Source organism: Zafaria sp. Z1313 (assembly GCF_050563205.1).
GTDB lineage: Bacteria > Actinomycetota > Actinomycetes > Actinomycetales > Micrococcaceae > JAZDCJ01.
The window spans coordinates 99,176-113,767 of record NZ_JBNWUK010000009.1 but is presented as its reverse complement, the minus strand read 5'-3'; the positions used below and the strand labels follow the sequence as shown (position 1 = coordinate 113,767).

Sequence of the window (14,592 nt, the reverse complement as noted above, 5' to 3'; positions counted from 1 at the left end):
CATCTCATCGACACCGGTCAGGCGGCGCTGACGCTTCTTGACGATGACCGGTGAGAAGGTCCCTTCCCGGTCCCGCGGCACGTCCACCTCCACCGGGCCCGTGGTCTCCGTCAGCACCGTTTTTGGGCGCACGCCGTTGCGGGAATTCGCGGTCTGCTTCCCTGCCGTATCGTGCTTTTCATATCCGAGATGCTCGGTCATTTCCTCATCGAGCGCGGTCTCGATCACGGTCTTGGTCAGCTGCTTGAGCAGACCGTCCGGCCCGGTCAGGGACAGGCCCTGTTCCTTCGCCATTCTGACCAGCTCGCGCGCAGCGTCGCCCTCGGATACTTCTGTCTTCTTTTCAGCGGTTTTCGTACTCGGCACAGCCTCAAGTGTTGCGGCCATATCGGGCTCCTCCCCGCCAGGCTTACCGCCCGGCGTGTCGAGCCGGATACACCGTTATTTCCACAGTCCCAAGCGAATATTCAGGTAGCCGTTGCGGGAGTTGGTCCGCTCCTCGGACCGGGCCCCGTACTCGGCGCCGCAGACCGCGTCGGCCTCGGCGCTCATCAGCGCGTTGATGAACGTGGTCAGCATCTGACGCATCAGGTCCGGGGAGGCCTGGGCGAGCTGCTCGGACAGGAAGCGGGCAGGGTCGATAACATGGGGTGCGGTCATCGCGTGGGCTCTCTTTCGAAACGTACTTTGGTAGGTCGTTTCAAGAATCACGCGATGGCCGCCTTACGTTAGGACGCCACGCCCAGCGGGCCGGTCGTACACCACGCTAATGGGCACTACTGGCTGCGCGCCCACGACGTCCGCCCGCTCCACCGGGGACTCTTCGCGCACGGGGCGGCACCGGCGTCGGAATCCGCGGTCGCGGCGGGGCTCTGCCTGCTCTACCCCGGAGCCATGGCCAGCCACGCGACCGCCGCGCGGATTCACAGGCTCTGGCTGCCCCAGGGGCTCGAGACCGGGACCGAGCTGCACTTGACCCGCTTCCGCGCCAAGCCCCTGGAGATCGGCGGCGTCACCACGCATCGGATGCGCTTCTCCGCTCTCGACGTCACGGAGACCGCCGCGCCCGGCGACGCGGGACTCGCTCGCCCGGCTGCTCGAGAGTCACCGGGGGTTCCCGTGGACGGCGCGCGCCCGGGAGGCCCTCGACCTCGTCCGCGTGGGGTCCGATTCGGCGATGGAGACGCGCTTGCGGCTCGCCCTGCTGGACGCCGGACTGCCGGAGCCGGAGCTGCAGATCCGCCTCGATCCCGGCGCGTGGGTCTCGCCCTCGTGCGATCTCGGCTACCGCTGGGCGCGCCTTGGGATCCAGTACGACGGCGCCCACCACCGGAACGCGGAGCAGCTGACCCGCGACAACCGGCGGGACCTGGCGTTCACGGCCGCCGGGTGGGAGTACCTCAAGTTCGACGCGTCGGATGGGAGAGACGGGTTCCGCCGGGCCGCGGCGTTGGTGCGCAGGGCCCTGGCCGCGGCGGCCTGAGCGGCGCCCTCGGTGGCTGCTCGCCCGGAACCTCGGCTGGGTCCTGACCCGGGGCCTCGCCCGCACCACGTGGCGTCGGGAAAGATGTCCCTTTGCGCCGCGGGCTTTCCCGCACTTTCCCCGACACCACGGGTGGGTGCGGACCGGGCGGATCGGTCGAATGGGTCGGGTCGCGGTCACCGAGTGGACCAGGTCAACGCCGCACCCGATACCGGACGTGGAGCACCCGGTTGCCCTGGATCACCTCCACGGGATCCTCCAGGAGGTGCTGTGCGTCGACGGATCCGAAGTAGCGCTTCCCCGACCCGAACACGACGGGCGCAATGTCCATGCGGATCTCGTCGACCAGGCCCGCGGCCAGCACTTGACCACCGACGTCGCCCGCAGCGACCTCGACGATACGCGCGCCCGCGAGCTCCTGGGCCCTGGCCACGGCCGCCTCGACGCCCGCGACGAAGTGGAACGGCGCCGCGTGATTCCAGCCCTCCGGCGGGCCCCGGTGCGTCACGACGACGACGTGGTCGACACCGGCCGGAGGCGTCCCGTCCCAACCGTCGGTCATGTCGAAGACGTGGCGGCCGGCAACGGTCGCCCCGATCCCGTCCCAGTACGGCCTGGTGTAGTCGTACGAGGTCTGAGATACCTTCAAGACCCCGCCGTCGTCCAATGACACGTCGCCATTCGTGAGCCAGTCGAACAAGGGCCCGGGCTGATCGTTCGCGTCGGCGATGAATCCGTCGACCGACACCGAGCCGTACATCACGACCTGGCCCATGGAGTGCTCCTCTGCGCTGGGATGCCCCTACCGTAGCGCGGGACGCCGGCCGCATCACGTGATGTCGGGGAAGATGTCCCTCCGCGACCGGCTTTCACGCACTTTCCCCGACGCCGCCGGGAGAGGTCGGGACCCGCGGCCTACAGCTTCTGCAGCGGCGACGGCTTCACGCCGAACGGCGCAAGCCCGGCCTCGCCGCCGTCGTGCGCGGAGAGCACCCAGATCCCGCCCAGATGGACGGCGACGGTGTGCTCCCACTGCGAGGCGCGCGCCCCGTCGTCGGTCACGACCGTCCACTCGTCCTGGAGCACGTGCGTCTCGATCGAGCCGCGCACGAGCATCGGCTCGATCGCGAAGCACATCCCCGGCTTGACACGGGGCCCGCGGTGGCCGGTGCGGTAGTTCAGCACATCCGGCGCCATGTGCATCTCGGAGCCGATCCCGTGTCCGACGTAGTCCTCGAGGATCCCGAGCGGCTCGCCCTCCTGCGCGGAGACGAAGTCATCGATCGCGTCGCCGATCTGTCCGACGAAGCGCGCCTCGGCCAGGGCCGCGATCCCCCGCCACATCGCCTCCTGCGTGACGTCGCTCAGCCGCTGATCGGCCGGATCCGCGGTCCCGACGATCACCGTCCGCGCGGAGTCGGAGTGCCAGCCTTCGACGATGCAGCCGCCGTCGATCTTCAGGACGTCGCCATCGGCCAGGACGTATCCGCCCGGGATCCCGTGGACGACCTCGTGGTTGACCGACGCGCAGATCGTCGCCGGGAAGCCGTGGTAGCCCTTGAAGTTGCTCTGCGCCCCGTGCCGCTTGAGCACGGCGGCGAAGACGGCGTCGATCTCGGCGGTCGTCGCGCCGACCTGGGCCGCGGCCTCCGCGGCATCGAGGGCCTCGGCCAGGACCAGGCCAGCCTCGCGCATCTTGAGGATCTGCGCGTTGGACTTGTATTCGATCTTCGGCTGGCCGAAAGCCATGGGTTTCCTTCCGTTGGTTCCGCTTCATTATCCCGTACGACGCCGAAGCCCCCGCCCGTGCGGGGCGGGGGCTTCGGTGGTGGCCGAGTCGGGCGACGCGGGGCGGCCCGACCCGCCCGCCGCTGGAGCGTCGTGGCCGCGGGCGGGGGTCTGCCGCGGGCCGGGTGGCTGTTGTGCCTGGTGCTAGTTGGCCGGCGTGAGGGCCGAGAGGATGCGGGCGGTCACGTCGTCGATGTCGCCGAGGCCGTCGACCTCCCGCACGATCCCGCGGTCGCGGTAGCGGTCCACGACGACTGCCGTCTCCGCGTGGTACAGGCCCAGGCGGTGGCGGATGACCTCTTCGTTGTCGTCGGCCCGCCCCTCGATCTCGGCGCGCTTGAGCAGGCGGGTGACCAGTTCGTCGTCGTCCGCCGTCAGCAGCAGCACGGCATCAAGCTGCTGGCCGTTCTCGGCGAGGATCCCGTCGAGCGCGTCGACCTGAGCCGAGGTGCGCGGGTAGCCGTCCAGGAGGAAGCCGGGCTCGACGTCGTCCTGGGACAGGCGGTCGCGCACCATGTCGTTGGTGACGGAGTCGGGAACGAAGTTCCCGGCGTCGATGTACTTCTTCGCCTCGACGCCGAGCGGGGTGCCGCCCTTGACGTTGGCGCGGAAGATGTCGCCGGTGGAGATCGCCACGACGCCGAGGTTCTGGGAAATGCGGGAGGCCTGGGTCCCCTTGCCGGATCCGGGCGGGCCAATGATGAGGAGTCGTGTCATCGCAGAAGTCCTTCGTAGTGTCGCTGCTGCATCTGGGCATTGATTTGCTTGACGGTCTCAAGACCCACACCGACCATGATGAGGACCGAGACACCGCCGAAGGGGAAGTTCTGGTCGGCGTTGATCAGGACGAACGCGATCAGCGGGGTGAGCGCGATCAGGCCGAGGTAGATCGAGCCGGGGAACGTGATGCGGCTGAGCACGTACTGCAGGTACTCGGCCGTGGGGCGGCCGGCACGGATGCCGGGGATGAAGCCGCCGTACTTCTTCATGTTGTCCGCGACCTCCACCGGGTTGAACGTGATGGAGACGTAGAAGTACGTGAAGAAGATCGTCAGGAGCAGGTAGACCACCATGTACAGCGGGCTGGAGCCGTTGAAGTAGGTCTGCATCCAGAGCGCCCAGTCCGGCAGCGAGCCGTCGGGACGCGCGTTGAACTGGACCAGCATGGACGGCAGCGCGAGCATCGAGGACGCGAAGATCACGGGGATCACGCCGGCCATGTTGACCTTGATCGGGATGTAGGTGGACGTCCCGCCGACGGTGCGGCGGCCCACCATGCGCTTGGCGTACTGGACGGGCACGCGGCGCTGGGACTGCTCGACGAACACGACGAGGGCGACGACGACGAGGCCGATCAGGATGACGCCGAAGAAGACGCCCCAGCCCTGGGTGTTCATGATGGCGCCCATGGAGGACGGGAAGCCGGCGGCGATGGACACGAAAATCATGAGCGACATGCCGTTGCCGATGCCGCGCTCCGTGACGAGCTCGCCGAACCACATGATCATCATGGTGCCGACGGTGAGCGTCAGGACCATGAGCAGGATGTTCACGATCGACTCGTCGGGGATGATCGGCAGCGGGCACTGGAAGAGCGTGCCGCTGCGGGCGAGCGAGACGAGCGTCGTGGCCTGCAGCAGCGCGAGCGCGACCGTGAGGTAGCGCGTGTACTGCGTCAGCTTGGACTGCCCGGCCGAGCCTTCCTTGTGCAGCTCCTCGAAGCGCGGGATCACCACGCGCAGCAGCTGCACGATGATCGACGCGGTGATGTAGGGCATGATGCCCATCGCGAAGATCGAGACCTGCAGGAGCGCGCCTCCGGAGAAGAGGTTCACGAACTCGTAGATGCCGCCCGTGGTGTTGCCGAGGGCGAGGCACTGCTGCACGTTGCCGTAGTCCACTCCGGGCGTGGGGATGAACACGCCGACGCGGTAGATCACGATGATGCCGAGCGTGAACAACAACTTGCGTCGCAAGTCAGGCGTCCGGAATACCCGGGCAATGGCGCTGAGCAAGCGTCCTCCTGAAAGATGTGGTTCCGGCGCGATGCCGGGAATGACTTGATGAGTCTACCGTTATTCTCCACGTGACCCGCGCCACCAGGGGCGAGGCCGCCAACCCCCTCCCGCGAGGTCGGGGAAAAGGCTGGAATACGCGGAGCGCCTTCCGGCATCTAGCCCGACGCCACCGGGGGGGCGCGGTCAGTGGGACCCGCGGAGACGTGGGCCCCGGATGCGGAAAGGCCCCCGGGGATCCGGACCCGAAGGACCGGTCCCCCGGGGACCTCTACAACCGTGTGATCACGGGGACCTTAGAGCTCGGTCACCGAACCGCCGGCGGCGGCGATCTTCTCGGCGGCGGACTTGGAGAAGGCGTCGGCCTTCACGTCCACCTTCACGGTGATGTCGCCGGTGCCCAGGACCTTGACGGGCTGGTTCTTGCGAACGGCGCCCTTCTCGACCAGTGCCTCGACGGTGACCTCGCCACCCTCCGGGAAGAGCTCGTTCAGCTTGTCCAGGTTCACGACCTGGAACTCGACGCGGAACGGGTTCTTGAAGCCACGGAGCTTCGGCAGGCGCATGTGCAGCGGAAGCTGCCCGCCCGCGAAGCCGGCCTTGACCTGGTAGCGGGCCTTGGTGCCCTTGGTGCCGCGACCGGCCGTCTTGCCCTTGGAGCCCTCACCGCGACCCACACGGGTCTTCGCGGTCTTGGCGCCCTCGGCCGGACGGAGGTGGTGCACCTTGAGTGCGGTTTCCTTCGTTGCCATGATTACTTCGCCTCCTCAACCTTCACGAGGTGCGGAACCGTGTTGATCATGCCCACGGTCACGGCATCGGCGTTGCGGACCACGGTGTGGCCGATCCGCTTCAGGCCGAGCGAACGCAGGGTGTCGCGCTGGTTCTGCTTGCCACCAATGGTGGACTTGATCTGGGTGATTGCCAGCTTGGCGTCGCTCGGGACAAAGTTCTTTGCCACTTTACGCACCTGCCTTCTGCTGATTCTGGATGTTGTGCAGCATCTGCGGAGAGACGACCTCGTCCAGGGGCAGACCACGGCGCGCGGCCACGGCCTGCGGCTCCTCGAGGGCCTTCAACGCCGCCACGGTGCCGTGGACGATGTTGATCTGGTTCGAGGAACCCATGGACTTGGACAGCACATCGTGGATGCCGGCGCACTCGAGCACGGCGCGGACCGGACCACCGGCGATCACGCCGGTACCCGGGGAAGCCGGACGCAGCAGGACGACGCCGGCAGCGGCCTCGCCCGTGACCATGTGCGGGATCGTCGAGCCGACGCGGGGAACGCGGAAGAAGGACTTCTTCGCTTCTTCGACGCCCTTGGCGATGGCCGCGGGAACTTCCTTGGCCTTGCCGTAGCCGACTCCGACGAGTCCGTTGCCGTCGCCGACCACCACGAGGGCGGTGAAGCTGAAGCGGCGGCCGCCCTTGACGACCTTGGACACGCGGTTGATGGCCACGACGCGCTCGAGGAACTTGTCCTTGTCGTCGTTGCGGTTGTCGCGGCCGCCATCGCGGCCACCACGTCCACGGCCTTCGCCGCGGCCGCGGCCCTCGCCGCGTCCACGGTTGTCGCCGCGGTTGTCGCCACGACGCGAACCGGCATCCGCCGTCGTCGCTGCGGCCTCGGTAGCTTCAGACACCTGAGTTTCCTTCTCGTTAGTAGCTTCGCTCACAGTGCCAGACCACCTTCCCGGGCGCCGTCGGCCACCGCGGCCACACGGCCGTGGTACTTGTTGCCGCCGCGGTCGAAGACCACGGCCTCGATGCCGGCGGCCTTGGCACGCTCGGCAACGAGCTCGCCGACGCGCTTGGCCTTGGCGGTCTTGTCGCCGTCGAACGCGCGCAGGTCGGCTTCCAGGGTGGAAGCGTAGGCCACGGTCACGCCCTTGCTGTCGTCCACGATCTGGACGAACATGTGGCGGGCCGAGCGGTTGACCACGAGGCGCGGACGCACCTCGGTGCCCACGATGCGCTTACGGACACGCAGGTGGCGGCGGCCACGTGCAGCGGCCTTGCTCTTACCCTTGATTCCGATAGCCATGATTACTTACCAGCCTTTCCGACCTTGCGGCGGATCACTTCGCCTTCGTAGCGGATGCCCTTGCCCTTGTAGGGATCCGGCTTACGCAGCTTGCGGATGTTGGCGGCGACTTCGCCCACCTGCTGCTTGCTGATGCCGGCGACGAGCACCTTGTTGGCACCCTCGGCGGTCAGGGTGATGCCCTCCGGGGCCTCCACGGAGACCGGGTGCGAGTAGCCGAGGGCGAACTCGAGGTTCGCGCCCTTGGCCTGCACGCGGTAGCCGGTGCCGTGGATCTCGAGGCGCTTGGAGTAGCCCTCGGTGACGCCCTGGATCATGTTGGCGATCAGGGTGCGGGTCAGGCCGTGGAGCGACCGGGACTCGCGCTCGTCGTTCGGACGGGACACCGTGACGGTGTTGTCCTCGAGCTCGACGGCGATCGGGCTGGCCACGGTGTGGCTCAGCTCGCCCTTGGAGCCCTTGACGGAAACGAGTGCGCCGTCGATCTTGACCTCGACGCCCGCGGGGACGGTGATTGGAAGACGTCCAATACGTGACATGGTTCCTTCTCCCTTCCCGTTACCAGACGTAGGCGAGGACTTCCCCACCCACGCCCTTCTTGGCAGCCTGGCGGTCAGTCAGCAGACCGGAGGACGTGGACAGGATGGCGATGCCGAGGCCCCCGAGGACGTGCGGCAGGTTGGTGGACTTCGCGTAGACGCGCAGGCCCGGCTTGGAGATGCGGCGAACACCGGCGATGGAACGCTCGCGGTTCGGTCCGAACTTCAGGGTGATGGTCAGCTTCTTGCCGACCTCGGCTGCCTCCTCGACGAACGAGGCGATGTAGCCCTCGCGCTTGAGGATTTCGGCAACGCGCACCTTCAGCTTCGACGACGGCATCGACACCGTGTCGTGGTAGGCCGAGTTGGCGTTGCGCAGACGAGTCAGCATGTCTGCGACAGGATCTGTCATGGTCATTTGGGCTTCTGCCCTTCCTCGCTCCGGTTTCCGCTCACGCGGACCTGGGGCGTAGTTGAACTAGTTGTCGGTCTTGAACGGGAAGCCCAGCGCCTTGAGCAGCGCACGGCCTTCTTCGTCGGTCTTGGCGGTGGTCACCACGGTGATGTCCATGCCACGCACGCGGTCGATCTTGTCCTGGTCGATCTCGTGGAACATGGACTGCTCCGTGAGGCCGAAGGTGTAGTTGCCGTTGCCGTCGAACTGCTTGCCGTTCAGGCCGCGGAAGTCGCGGATACGGGGCAGCGCCAGGGTGACGAGGCGGTCGACGAACTCCCACATGCGATCGCCACGCAGGGTCGCGTGGGTACCGATCGGCATGCCTTCGCGCAGCTTGAACTGGGCGATCGACTTGCGGGCCTTGGTGACGAGCGGCTTCTGGCCCGTGATGGCGGTGAGGTCGCGGACGGCCCCCTCGATGAGCTTGGAGTCCTTGGCGGCCTCGCCGACACCCATGTTCACGACGACCTTGGTGAGGCCGGGAACCTGCATGACGTTCGAGTAGCCGAACTGCTCCTGGAGGGCGGCGCGGACCTCGTCCTGGTACTTGCCCTTGAGGCGCGGCTGGGTCTTGACAGCTGCTTCAGTCATTACAGAGCCTTTCCGGAAGCCTTGGCGTAGCGCACGCGGACGGTCTTCTTCACGCCGTTCTTCTCGACCTCTTCGAGACGGAAGCCGACGCGGGTCGGCTTCTTGGTCTCGGGGTCGACGATGGCGACGTTGGAGACGTGGATCGGGGCCTCGACGACCTCGATGCCACCGGTCTGCGTGCCGCGCTCGGTCTGGCCGGCCTTGGTGTGCTTGGTGACGCGGTTGATGCCCTCGACGAGCACGCGGTTGGTCTCCGTGAACACCTTCAGGACCTTGCCCTGCTTGCCGCGGTCGCCGCCGCGGTCCTGCTTGGCGCCGCTGATGACCTGCACCAGGTCGCCCTTCTTGATCTTTGCACCCATGGTTACAGCACCTCCGGAGCCAGGGAAACGATCTTCATGAACTTCTTGTCGCGAAGCTCGCGTCCGACCGGGCCGAAGATACGGGTACCGCGCGGCTCGCCATCGTTCTTGAGGATGACCGCTGCGTTCTCGTCGAACTTGATGTAGGAACCGTCCGCACGGCGGCGTTCCTTCTTCGTCCGGACGATGACGGCCTTGACCACATCGCCCTTCTTGACGTTGCCGCCAGGGATCGCGTCCTTGACGGTGGCGACGATGACGTCGCCGATGCCTGCGTAGCGACGTCCGGATCCACCGAGAACACGGATGGCAAGGATTTCCTTGGCACCGGTGTTGTCGGCGATCTTCAGTCGCGACTCCTGCTGAATCACTCTTTAACTCCTGTCGTCTCGCTGGTTCTCCCAAGGAGCCTTGCGGAACGGATATGGTCCACCTGTCGCTGGCGCTTACCCCCACCTCCAAACGACGGGAACCTTCCGGTGTCCGGTGCCGCTGGGGAAGCAGGGCCGAGGCGCATCGCCACAGGGCCGTGCCGCGCGCCGGCGGGGCCTGAAGACCCTTCCGCCGCGCGCGAGTGCCTGATGCACGGGTGGATAGTCCGGGCATGCAGAGCGCACAGATACACAAGTCTACGCGACGATCCCGCAGAGTTGAAATCGCGTCCCGGCTGCGGTATCGGAACGCCTCACATGCAGGCGGCGTCCCCGGCGCACCGGCGTCGCGCGCCCCTCGCGATCCCCCGACGTCAGCTCCGCACAGTCCTCCCCCAGCGCACCTTTCGGGCATCCTGCGCACCTTTGGGCGGGCGCAGCGGCGCTGAGCTGCACCTTCCGGTTCGGTTGAACCATAAAGTGCGCTGGGGCGGGGTGGGCAACGTGCGCTGGGGTGGGGTGGTTAAAGCACGACACCGGTGCGCTCCCCTTCTCGGGGGCGCACCGGCGTCGTGTGATCAGTGCGTGGGCACCGTCCGGGCTACTTGGCCTTTTCGATGACCTCGACTAGGCGCCAGTTCTTGTCCTTGGACAAGGGGCGGGTCTCCGCGATGAGGACCAGGTCGCCGATGCCGGCGATCCCGTTCTCGTCGTGGGCCTTGATCTTCTTGTTGCGGCGCATCACCTTGCCGTAGAGGGCGTGCTTCACACGGTCCTCGACGTCGACGACGATGGTCTTCTGCATCTTGTCGGAAACCACATACCCGCGAAGGGTCTTGCGGTCACCGCGAGCTTCGGTAGCTTCAGCCACTGCGTTCTCCTTCTCAGACATTACTTGGCGTCCTCGGCCTCAGGGGCCTCGGCGGCGTCGGCCTTCTTCGAAGACTTCTTGGCCTTCTTGGTCTCCTCGACCGGCACGACGACTTCCTGACGGATGCCCAGCTCGCGCTCGCGCAGCACCGTGTAGATGCGGGCGATGTCGCGCTTGACGGACTTCAGCCGGCCGTGCGACTCGAGCTGGCCGGTGGCGGACTGGAAGCGGAGGTTGAACAGCTCCTCCTTGGCCTTCTTCAGCTCCTCGACCAGACGGGCGTTGTCAAAACCGTCCAGCTGTTCGGTTGCGAGATCCTTGGATCCGATTGCCATTCCTTATTCACCACCCTCACGACGCACGATGCGTGCCTTCAGCGGAAGCTTGTGGATCGCCAGGCGCAGGGCCTCGCGAGCTACCTCTTCATTGACGCCGGAGAGCTCAAAGAGAACGCGTCCGGGCTTGACGTTCGCAACCCACCACTCCGGCGAGCCCTTACCGGAACCCATGCGGGTCTCGGCCGGCTTCTTGGTCAGCGGGCGGTCCGGATAGATGTTGATCCAGACCTTGCCGCCACGCTTGATGTGGCGGGTCATGGCGATACGGGCTGCTTCGATCTGGCGGTTCGTCACGTAGGCCGGGGTCAGGGCCTGGATGCCGTACTCACCGAAGCTGACCGTGGTGCCACCGGTCGCAGCGCCCGTGCGGGACGGGTGGTGCTGCTTGCGGAACTTGACTCGGCGTGGGATAAGCATTTAAGCCTGTCCTCCTTCTGCGGCCACGGGAGCCTCGGCTGCCGGAGCGGCCTCGGTCCCCTGCGCGCCGGTGTTGCGGTCGTTGCGACGGCGGCGCTCGCCACCGGCCGGACGTCCGCCCGGACGGTCGCCACGGCCACGCGCCGGAGCGGCAGCGGCCTGGGCCGCGAGCTCCTTGGCGGTCACGTCGCCCTTGTAGATCCAGACCTTCACGCCGATGCGGCCGAAGGTGGTCTTGGCCTCGAACTTGCCGTAGTCGATGTTCGCGCGGAGCGTGTGCAGGGGCACGCGGCCCTCGCGGTAGAACTCCTTGCGGGACATCTCGGCGCCGCCGAGACGGCCGGCGCACTGGACACGGATGCCCTTGGCGCCCGCACGCATGGCGGACTGCATGGCCTTCTTCATCGCGCGGCGGAAGGCCACGCGGGAAGCAAGCTGCTCGGCGATGCCCTGGGCGACCAGCTGGGCCTCGATCTCGGGGTTCTTGACCTCGAGGATGTTCAGCTGCACCTGCTTGCCCGTGAGCTTCTCGAGCTCGCCGCGGATGCGATCGGCCTCGGCGCCGCGGCGGCCGATGACGATGCCCGGGCGGGCGGTGTGGATGTCCACACGCACGCGGTCACGGGTGCGCTCGATCTCCACCTTGGCGATGCCGGCGCGCTCCATGCCATTGGTCATGAGCTCGCGGATCTTGACGTCCTCGCGGACGTAGTCCTTGTAGCGCTGGCCCGGCTTGTTCGAATCGGCGAACCAGTGCGACACGTGGTCGGTGGTGATGCCGAGACGGAAGCCGTTCGGGTTGACTTTCTGTCCCATTTACTTTTCCCCACCCTTCTCCGGGGTTGCGACGACCACGGTGATGTGGCTGGTGCGCTTGTTGATGCGGAACGCGCGGCCCTGGGCCCGCGGCTGGAACCGCTTCATCGTCGCACCTTCGTCGACGAACGCCTCGCTGATGAACAGCTCGTCCTCGTTGAACGCGACGCCGTCGCGGTCCGCGGCGACGCGTGCGTTCGCCAGGGCCGACGCAACGACCTTGTAGACCGGCTCAGAAGCCGCCTGTGGGGCGAACTTCAGAATCGCCAGAGCCTCATTCGCCTGCTTGCCACGAACAAGGTCGACGACGCGCCGGGCCTTCATAGGCGTTACGCGGATATGACGCGCAATTGCCTTGGCTTCCATTGCTTTCCTTCTCTCGTCTATCGAAGAAGTGCTAAGCACTCGCTGAACCCTCGCGGGTTAGCGGCGCTTGCCCTTCTTGTCGTCCTTCACGTGGCTGCGGAAAGTCCGCGTCAGAGCGAATTCGCCGAGCTTGTGCCCGACCATCGACTCGGTGACAAACACCGGGATGTGCTTGCGTCCGTCGTGAACGGCGATCGTGTGCCCGAGCATGTCGGGGATGATCATCGAACGGCGGGACCACGTCTTGATGACGTTCTTGGTGCCCTTTTCGTTCTCAGCAGCGACCTTCAGGAAAAGGTGCTGATCGACGAAGGGGCCTTTCTTCAGGCTGCGTGGCATGTCTCCAGGCTCCTATCGCTTGTTCTTGCCAGTACGACGGCGACGCACAATGAGCTTGTCGCTTTCCTTGTTCGGACGGCGGGTGCGGCCCTCGGGCTTGCCGTTGGGGTTGACCGGGTGGCGTCCACCGCTGGTCTTGCCCTCGCCACCACCGTGCGGGTGGTCGACCGGGTTCATGGCCACGCCACGCACGGTCGGGCGGACGCCCTTCCAGCGCATGCGGCCGGCCTTGCCCCAGTTGATGTTCGACTGCTCGGCGTTGCCGACCTCGCCGATCGTCGCGCGGCAGCGGACGTCGACGTTGCGGATCTCGCCGGAGGGCAGGCGCAGCTGGGCGAAGCGGCCCTCGCGGGCCACCAGCTGGATGGAGGCGCCGGCCGAGCGGGCCATCTTGGCGCCGCCGCCTGGACGCAGCTCCACCGCGTGGATCACCGAGCCCACGGGGATGTTGCGCAGCGGCAGGTTGTTGCCGGGCTTGATGTCCGCGTTCGGACCGGCCTCGACGGTGTCACCCTGCTGCAGCTTGTTCGGGGCGATGATGTAGCGCTTGGTGCCATCAACGTAGTGCAGGAGCGCGATGCGCGCCGTGCGGTTCGGGTCGTACTCGATGTGGGCGACCTTGGCCGGCACGCCGTCCTTGTCGTGACGACGGAAGTCGATCAGACGGTAGGCGCGCTTGTGGCCGCCACCCTTGTGGCGGGTGGTGATCTTGCCCGAGTTGTTGCGGCCGCCGCTCTTGGTGAGCGGGCGGACCAGCGACTTCTCCGGCGTCGTCCGGGTGATTTCTGCGAAGTCGGCGACGGACGAGCCACGCAGGCCCGGCGTCGTCGGCTTGTACTTACGGATTCCCATGATTCATTTCCTCGTTAAAGTGGTCTCCGCTTAGGAAAGCGGACCGCCGAAGATGTCGATAGTGCCTTCCTTCAGGGAGACGATCGCGCGCTTGGTGTTCTTGCGCGCCCCCCATCCGAAACGAGTGCGCTTACGCTTACCGGCACGGTTGATGGTGTTGACCGACTCGACCTTGACGTTGAAGATCTTCTCAACGGCAAGCTTGATCTCGGTCTTGTTGGAGCGCGGGTCGACCAGGAAGGTGTACTTGCCTTCGTCGATCAGGCCGTAGCTCTTTTCCGAAACGACGGGTGCAATGATGACGTCGTGCGGAGACTTGGTGAGGGCGGCGCTCACTTGGAGTCCTCCTTGGTGACCAGGGCATCGAAGGCGGCCTTGGTGAAGACCACGTCATCGGCGACCAGAACATCGTAGGTGTTCAGCTGGTCGACGTAGATGGCGTGGACGTCTTCGAGGTTGCGCACGGAGAGTGCGACAACGTCATTGGCGCGGTCGATGACGACGAGCAGGTTCTTGCGCTCGGTGAGAGCGCGCAGGGTGGCCAGGGCCTCCTTGGTCGACGGCTTCTCGCCGGAGACCAGGTTCTCGACCACGTGGACGCGGTCGTGACGGGCGCGGTCCGAGAGGGCTCCGCGCAGGGCGGCGGCCTTCATCTTCTTCGGGGTGCGCTGGCTGTAGTCGCGCGGGGTCGGTCCGTGGACGATGCCACCGCCGGTCATGTGCGGAGCGCGGATCGAACCCTGACGGGCGCGGCCGGTGCCCTTCTGCTTGAACGGCTTGCGGCCGGCGCCGGAGACCTCGGCACGGGTCTTGGTCTTGTGCGTGCCCTGGCGGGCCGCGGCCAGCTGGGCCACGACGACCTGGTGCAGCAGCGGCACGTTGGTCTGGACGTCGAAGATGTCGGCGGGAAGCTCGACCTTCAGTGCAGAGTTAGCCATGT

Annotated in this window: 24 protein-coding genes and 1 pseudogene; 1 reads left to right on the top strand and 24 read right to left on the bottom strand. The window is 66.6% G+C overall.

Going from position 1 to position 14,592, the window contains the following annotated elements; translation table 11 throughout:
- Both ACQ3I4_RS10640 and ACQ3I4_RS10635 read right to left on the bottom strand, forming a co-directional pair.
- Positions 1–387, bottom strand: a 387-nt coding sequence (locus tag ACQ3I4_RS10640) for a transposase (RefSeq protein WP_430633347.1), incomplete at its 3' end; no start/stop codon positions are given.
- An 84-nt stretch (positions 388–471) separates the two neighbouring features.
- Positions 472–660, bottom strand: a pseudogene (locus ACQ3I4_RS10635) (transposase); the annotation flags it as partial.
- Between the two features lie 517 nt (positions 661–1,177).
- On the opposite strand from ACQ3I4_RS10635, the gene ACQ3I4_RS10630 reads away from it, so the two are divergent.
- Positions 1,178–1,483: a hypothetical protein gene (locus ACQ3I4_RS10630; RefSeq protein WP_329860542.1), complete on the top strand. Its 306-nt coding sequence runs from the start codon at positions 1,178–1,180 to the stop codon at positions 1,481–1,483.
- 193 nt (positions 1,484–1,676) lie between these two features.
- Here the strand turns inward: ACQ3I4_RS10630 and ACQ3I4_RS10625 are convergent, their stop codons facing one another.
- The 22 genes from ACQ3I4_RS10625 to rplD all read right to left on the bottom strand — a co-directional run bounded on the left by ACQ3I4_RS10625 (position 1,677) and on the right by rplD (position 14,590).
- The gene (locus ACQ3I4_RS10625; protein ID WP_329860543.1) at positions 1,677–2,258 is read right to left on the bottom strand and encodes a dihydrofolate reductase family protein; all 582 of its coding nucleotides are present in this window, start codon (positions 2,256–2,258) and stop codon (positions 1,677–1,679) included.
- 140 nt (positions 2,259–2,398) lie between these two features.
- Positions 2,399–3,232 (bottom strand): type I methionyl aminopeptidase, encoded by an 834-nt coding sequence (gene map / locus ACQ3I4_RS10620; RefSeq protein WP_430633522.1) that lies wholly within the window; start codon positions 3,230–3,232, stop codon positions 2,399–2,401.
- A 183-nt stretch (positions 3,233–3,415) separates the two neighbouring features.
- On the bottom strand, positions 3,416–3,988 hold the full coding sequence (locus tag ACQ3I4_RS10615; protein ID WP_329860545.1) for an adenylate kinase: 573 nt from the start codon (positions 3,986–3,988) through the stop codon (positions 3,416–3,418).
- Positions 3,985–5,286, bottom strand: coding sequence for a preprotein translocase subunit SecY (gene secY, locus ACQ3I4_RS10610; RefSeq protein WP_329860546.1), 1,302 nt, complete (start codon positions 5,284–5,286; stop codon positions 3,985–3,987). The genes ACQ3I4_RS10615 and secY overlap by 4 nt, the downstream gene beginning before the upstream one ends.
- A 296-nt stretch (positions 5,287–5,582) precedes the next feature.
- Positions 5,583–6,038 carry a 50S ribosomal protein L15 gene (gene rplO, locus ACQ3I4_RS10605; protein ID WP_329860547.1) on the bottom strand — a complete coding sequence of 152 codons (456 nt, stop codon included), beginning with the start codon at positions 6,036–6,038 and terminating at the stop codon, positions 5,583–5,585.
- Positions 6,039–6,040: 2 nt separating this feature from the next.
- On the bottom strand, positions 6,041–6,247 hold the full coding sequence (gene rpmD, locus ACQ3I4_RS10600; RefSeq protein ID WP_329860548.1) for a 50S ribosomal protein L30: 207 nt from the start codon (positions 6,245–6,247) through the stop codon (positions 6,041–6,043).
- Between the two features lies 1 nt (position 6,248).
- Positions 6,249–6,965 carry a 30S ribosomal protein S5 gene (gene rpsE / locus ACQ3I4_RS10595; protein WP_329860550.1) on the bottom strand — a complete coding sequence of 239 codons (717 nt, stop codon included), beginning with the start codon at positions 6,963–6,965 and terminating at the stop codon, positions 6,249–6,251.
- A complete protein-coding gene (gene rplR, locus ACQ3I4_RS10590; protein ID WP_329860551.1) occupies positions 6,962–7,333 on the bottom strand; it encodes a 50S ribosomal protein L18 in 372 nt (123 codons plus the stop codon). The genes rpsE and rplR overlap by 4 nt, the downstream gene beginning before the upstream one ends.
- 2 nt (positions 7,334–7,335) lie before the next feature.
- The gene (rplF, locus tag ACQ3I4_RS10585; protein WP_329860552.1) at positions 7,336–7,872 is read right to left on the bottom strand and encodes a 50S ribosomal protein L6; all 537 of its coding nucleotides are present in this window, start codon (positions 7,870–7,872) and stop codon (positions 7,336–7,338) included.
- Between the two features lie 19 nt (positions 7,873–7,891).
- The gene (gene rpsH, locus ACQ3I4_RS10580; RefSeq protein ID WP_329860553.1) at positions 7,892–8,290 is read right to left on the bottom strand and encodes a 30S ribosomal protein S8; all 399 of its coding nucleotides are present in this window, start codon (positions 8,288–8,290) and stop codon (positions 7,892–7,894) included.
- Between the two features lie 60 nt (positions 8,291–8,350).
- Positions 8,351–8,920: a 50S ribosomal protein L5 gene (rplE, locus tag ACQ3I4_RS10575; protein ID WP_430633521.1), complete on the bottom strand. Its 570-nt coding sequence runs from the start codon at positions 8,918–8,920 to the stop codon at positions 8,351–8,353.
- A complete protein-coding gene (rplX, locus tag ACQ3I4_RS10570; RefSeq protein WP_329860555.1) occupies positions 8,920–9,282 on the bottom strand; it encodes a 50S ribosomal protein L24 in 363 nt (120 codons plus the stop codon). Before rplX ends, rplE begins: the two co-directional genes overlap by 1 nt.
- Positions 9,283–9,284: 2 nt before the next feature.
- A complete protein-coding gene (gene rplN / locus ACQ3I4_RS10565) occupies positions 9,285–9,653 on the bottom strand; it encodes a 50S ribosomal protein L14 (protein WP_329860556.1) in 369 nt (122 codons plus the stop codon).
- 601 nt (positions 9,654–10,254) lie between these two features.
- On the bottom strand, positions 10,255–10,545 hold the full coding sequence (gene rpsQ / locus ACQ3I4_RS10560) for a 30S ribosomal protein S17 (RefSeq protein ID WP_329860557.1): 291 nt from the start codon (positions 10,543–10,545) through the stop codon (positions 10,255–10,257).
- The gene (gene rpmC, locus ACQ3I4_RS10555; RefSeq protein WP_329860558.1) at positions 10,545–10,859 is read right to left on the bottom strand and encodes a 50S ribosomal protein L29; all 315 of its coding nucleotides are present in this window, start codon (positions 10,857–10,859) and stop codon (positions 10,545–10,547) included. The genes rpsQ and rpmC overlap by 1 nt, the downstream gene beginning before the upstream one ends.
- A gap of 3 nt (positions 10,860–10,862) precedes the next feature.
- Positions 10,863–11,279, bottom strand: coding sequence for a 50S ribosomal protein L16 (rplP, locus tag ACQ3I4_RS10550; RefSeq protein WP_329860559.1), 417 nt, complete (start codon positions 11,277–11,279; stop codon positions 10,863–10,865).
- The gene (gene rpsC / locus ACQ3I4_RS10545; RefSeq protein ID WP_329860560.1) at positions 11,280–12,095 is read right to left on the bottom strand and encodes a 30S ribosomal protein S3; all 816 of its coding nucleotides are present in this window, start codon (positions 12,093–12,095) and stop codon (positions 11,280–11,282) included.
- Positions 12,096–12,461 (bottom strand): 50S ribosomal protein L22, encoded by a 366-nt coding sequence (gene rplV / locus ACQ3I4_RS10540; RefSeq protein ID WP_329860561.1) that lies wholly within the window; start codon positions 12,459–12,461, stop codon positions 12,096–12,098. It lies immediately after the preceding gene.
- 57 nt (positions 12,462–12,518) lie between these two features.
- A complete protein-coding gene (gene rpsS / locus ACQ3I4_RS10535; RefSeq protein ID WP_329860562.1) occupies positions 12,519–12,800 on the bottom strand; it encodes a 30S ribosomal protein S19 in 282 nt (93 codons plus the stop codon).
- Positions 12,801–12,812: 12 nt separating this feature from the next.
- Positions 12,813–13,652 (bottom strand): 50S ribosomal protein L2, encoded by an 840-nt coding sequence (gene rplB / locus ACQ3I4_RS10530; protein WP_329860563.1) that lies wholly within the window; start codon positions 13,650–13,652, stop codon positions 12,813–12,815.
- A gap of 30 nt (positions 13,653–13,682) precedes the next feature.
- Entirely contained in the window at positions 13,683–13,988 is a 306-nt protein-coding gene (rplW, locus tag ACQ3I4_RS10525; RefSeq protein WP_329860564.1) for a 50S ribosomal protein L23, read from the bottom strand.
- A complete protein-coding gene (gene rplD / locus ACQ3I4_RS10520; RefSeq protein WP_430633520.1) occupies positions 13,985–14,590 on the bottom strand; it encodes a 50S ribosomal protein L4 in 606 nt (201 codons plus the stop codon). The genes rplW and rplD overlap by 4 nt, the downstream gene beginning before the upstream one ends.
- Between the last annotated feature and the right edge of the window lie 2 nt (positions 14,591–14,592).

Bases quoted from the DNA above. Each gene is read 5' to 3' on its own strand.
- rpsH (WP_329860553.1), bottom strand. From the start codon at position 8,290: ATGACCATGACAGATCCTGTCGCAGACATGCTGACTCGTCTGCGCAAC.
- rplV (WP_329860561.1), bottom strand. From the start codon at position 12,461: ATGGAAGCCAAGGCAATTGCGCGTCATATCCGCGTAACGCCTATGAAG.
- rpsQ (WP_329860557.1), bottom strand. From the start codon at position 10,545: ATGTCTGAGAAGGAGAACGCAGTGGCTGAAGCTACCGAAGCTCGCGGT.
- map (WP_430633522.1), bottom strand. From the start codon at position 3,232: ATGGCTTTCGGCCAGCCGAAGATCGAATACAAGTCCAACGCGCAGATC.
- rplX (WP_329860555.1), bottom strand. From the start codon at position 9,282: ATGGGTGCAAAGATCAAGAAGGGCGACCTGGTGCAGGTCATCAGCGGC.
- ACQ3I4_RS10615 (WP_329860545.1), bottom strand. From the start codon at position 3,988: ATGACACGACTCCTCATCATTGGCCCGCCCGGATCCGGCAAGGGGACC.
- rplP (WP_329860559.1), bottom strand. From the start codon at position 11,279: ATGCTTATCCCACGCCGAGTCAAGTTCCGCAAGCAGCACCACCCGTCC.
- rplD (WP_430633520.1), bottom strand. From the start codon at position 14,590: ATGGCTAACTCTGCACTGAAGGTCGAGCTTCCCGCCGACATCTTCGAC.
- rplB (WP_329860563.1), bottom strand. From the start codon at position 13,652: ATGGGAATCCGTAAGTACAAGCCGACGACGCCGGGCCTGCGTGGCTCG.
- rplR (WP_329860551.1), bottom strand. From the start codon at position 7,333: ATGGCTATCGGAATCAAGGGTAAGAGCAAGGCCGCTGCACGTGGCCGC.
- rpmC (WP_329860558.1), bottom strand. From the start codon at position 10,859: ATGGCAATCGGATCCAAGGATCTCGCAACCGAACAGCTGGACGGTTTT.
- ACQ3I4_RS10625 (WP_329860543.1), bottom strand. From the start codon at position 2,258: ATGGGCCAGGTCGTGATGTACGGCTCGGTGTCGGTCGACGGATTCATC.
- rplE (WP_430633521.1), bottom strand. From the start codon at position 8,920: ATGACTGAAGCAGCTGTCAAGACCCAGCCGCGCCTCAAGGGCAAGTAC.
- rplO (WP_329860547.1), bottom strand. From the start codon at position 6,038: ATGGCAACGAAGGAAACCGCACTCAAGGTGCACCACCTCCGTCCGGCC.
- rplF (WP_329860552.1), bottom strand. From the start codon at position 7,872: ATGTCACGTATTGGACGTCTTCCAATCACCGTCCCCGCGGGCGTCGAG.
- rpsC (WP_329860560.1), bottom strand. From the start codon at position 12,095: ATGGGACAGAAAGTCAACCCGAACGGCTTCCGTCTCGGCATCACCACC.
- rpsS (WP_329860562.1), bottom strand. From the start codon at position 12,800: ATGCCACGCAGCCTGAAGAAAGGCCCCTTCGTCGATCAGCACCTTTTC.
- ACQ3I4_RS10630 (WP_329860542.1), top strand. From the start codon at position 1,178: ATGGAGACGCGCTTGCGGCTCGCCCTGCTGGACGCCGGACTGCCGGAG.